This window comes from Kitasatospora sp. NPDC058170, from assembly GCF_042883905.1.
Classification (GTDB): Bacteria; Actinomycetota; Actinomycetes; order Streptomycetales; family Streptomycetaceae; genus Kitasatospora.
The window spans coordinates 1-2,254 of record NZ_JBHVUV010000086.1 but is presented as its reverse complement, the minus strand read 5'-3'; the positions used below and the strand labels follow the sequence as shown (position 1 = coordinate 2,254).

Annotated in this window: 2 protein-coding genes; one reads left to right on the top strand and one right to left on the bottom strand. The window is 35.5% G+C overall.

The annotated features are described in order from the left end of the window. Window positions 1-156: 156 nt before the first annotated feature. Window positions 157-639 carry a replication/maintenance protein RepL gene (locus tag ACFVVX_RS37915; protein ID WP_342832144.1) on the bottom strand — a complete coding sequence of 161 codons (483 nt, stop codon included), beginning with the start codon at window positions 637-639 and terminating at the stop codon, window positions 157-159. Between the two features lie 569 nt (window positions 640-1,208). On the opposite strand from ACFVVX_RS37915, the gene ACFVVX_RS37910 reads away from it, so the two are divergent. Continuing rightward, window positions 1,209-1,808: a hypothetical protein gene (locus ACFVVX_RS37910; protein WP_383393414.1), complete on the top strand. Its 600-nt coding sequence runs from the start codon at window positions 1,209-1,211 to the stop codon at window positions 1,806-1,808. Window positions 1,809-2,254: the final 446 nt, after the last annotated feature.

The following is a 2,254-nucleotide window of genomic DNA, read 5'->3' as shown; positions in this document are numbered from 1 at the left end:
TTGATCCATGATAAGACCCTCCTATTTTTTGAGGGCAACCCATGTTATAATAAAAGTCCTTACAAGTTTTTTACATGGGGTGCTTTCCTAGCCGGGAAAGTGCCCTTTTTCATTTTATTTAGTTTGGACTTGCAGTTAATTGTTTGGATCACCTCCTTAATTATCATCTTCTTGCTCTTGTGAGGCTAATGAAGATAGATTTTTGTATCTTAATAAGATATCCATTCTTGAATTTTTACCACCTTTAAAAATTTGGTCTGGATTTACTTCATAGTGACCATTTTTTACTTTTTTGAGAAAATCACTTTCTTGTAGGGCTGTCATTGTATCTGCAATTGTTTTTCTTGAAATACCTGTTTCAGCTTCAATCATGGAGTATGTATATAAAAACTGATTTTCTTTGTTAAGGTTACTCATAATAAAAGTAAGTATATTGATTTTTTTGTTACCAATTAAATCTAAGGATTGAATGACATGACCTAACCAAACTTTATGAAAGTTTGCATCTCTTTCTTCAATTTCAGTAACATTCATTTCGACTATTTCACCAGTATCTTGGTTAATATATTTTTGTGTACCTGTAAATCTTACTTTTTTTCTTGTTGTAATGGTCTTTTTCTTAGGTTGTTTTTCACTCATAATAGTCACCCCTTATCACTTCATTTAGTTTAATTATATTATACTAAATGGTGTACCCTGAATTCAACAGTTTATTTTCATTACACCAAACAGTATAAAAAATTACACCAAACAGTATAAAAAATTACACCGATTAAAATCCTCTTAAACTACTGATATACCAATGTTTTTAGCTATTTTACTCCTTTTTTTACTCTTATCTATAAATATAAGGGCTATTTTCCATACAAGGTTCGAGTAGTATTTTTTAAGAAAGTCACTTAAAAAATCTCCACTCTTTTCTCCTTGCATTTCAAATTTCGGCAGGTGAGGGCATATCGCCAAGCCGACCATACCCAAAACGAAGTTAATCATGATCGGCTTGTGCTAGCAATTATACCTGCCGAACCGCCAGAGCTACTGTCCTAAAATCCAATTCTATTTCAAAATGTATATACACTATTTTTAAAAGCCAGCCTCACACCCCAAAACGAAGAGGGCAATAAAAGTGATATATTTATATTAAATAAAATGCAGGAAAACTAATTCGTTGCGCCGTATTGCTTAGCGTAGCGAGTATAGGAGGCAATATGAAGGAATATCAAAGTAGCCAAATAGCAGGGATTGTAGGTATATCGGTCGCTACGGTACGTAAGTATGCACAGTACATGGAAAAAGCGGGCTATATGTTTCTTAGAAATGAAAGCGGCCATCGAGTGTTTTTAGATAAACATATTTTACTCTTTAAAGAATTTAATGGCCTCTCAAAGACAGGGAATTTATCTTTGGGCCATATTGCCAATACGCTGGCTGCCAAATATAATGACTTAAAAACTGAAGAAAATGATAACCATATCGGGGGCGAAGCGGCACCCGATACGACCTTGATAGATAAGGCTTCAAAGGATAAAATCGCTCTAACAGATGAGCAATATAATTCTTTAATGAATAAGCTTGATAAACTCGCTACGCTAGACGATATAGTGGAACAACTTGAACAACAAAAAGGGTTTAATAAAATGCTCATGGAGCAATTAGAACAGCAACAAAAATACATTGAACAAAGATTAGATAAAAGAGATAGTCAATTGATTGAGTCGATGAGAAATTCTATGGATCAACGCCAAGCTATGATTGAAGCTGCTGTGGCTAAGGCTTCAAAGAAGAAATGGTGGGAGTTTTGGAAATAATGTCGTTAATTTGCGAATAGTTATATAGCATGAATACAGTTAAGATCGCCTTATACACTGATACATAATGGGCGGTCTTTGTTATTGCTATGTAGGTTATATCTAGTAGCTGTCTTCACTAGCGGAATAAGATTTAAATATTGAGTACTCTCTAGATGTATGATAACTATTTATGTCTCTTTTTGTTGGTAAAAAATATAAATATAGGCATCTGTCAACGGTAAATCGCAAGACCGTCAGGTCGAGAATTTAAGGAGTTGATAGATTTACAAGACCCAAACCCTCTGGGCACTCAAACAACCCCGTTTGTTTGACGCCAACCGGCGAGGGAGCCCCCTCAAAAAGTGAGGGGGTTGGGGGTGTTTGTAGGAGCCATTCCAAAGGGGCTTCCCTTTGGCAGGTGGTGGACGGCGTCCGCGGACTTAACGAAAAATGGCATCAGTTTA

Bases quoted from the DNA above. Each gene is read 5' to 3' on its own strand.
- ACFVVX_RS37910 (WP_383393414.1), top strand. From the start codon at position 1,209: ATGAAGGAATATCAAAGTAGCCAAATAGCAGGGATTGTAGGTATATCG.
- ACFVVX_RS37915 (WP_342832144.1), bottom strand. From the start codon at position 639: ATGAGTGAAAAACAACCTAAGAAAAAGACCATTACAACAAGAAAAAAA.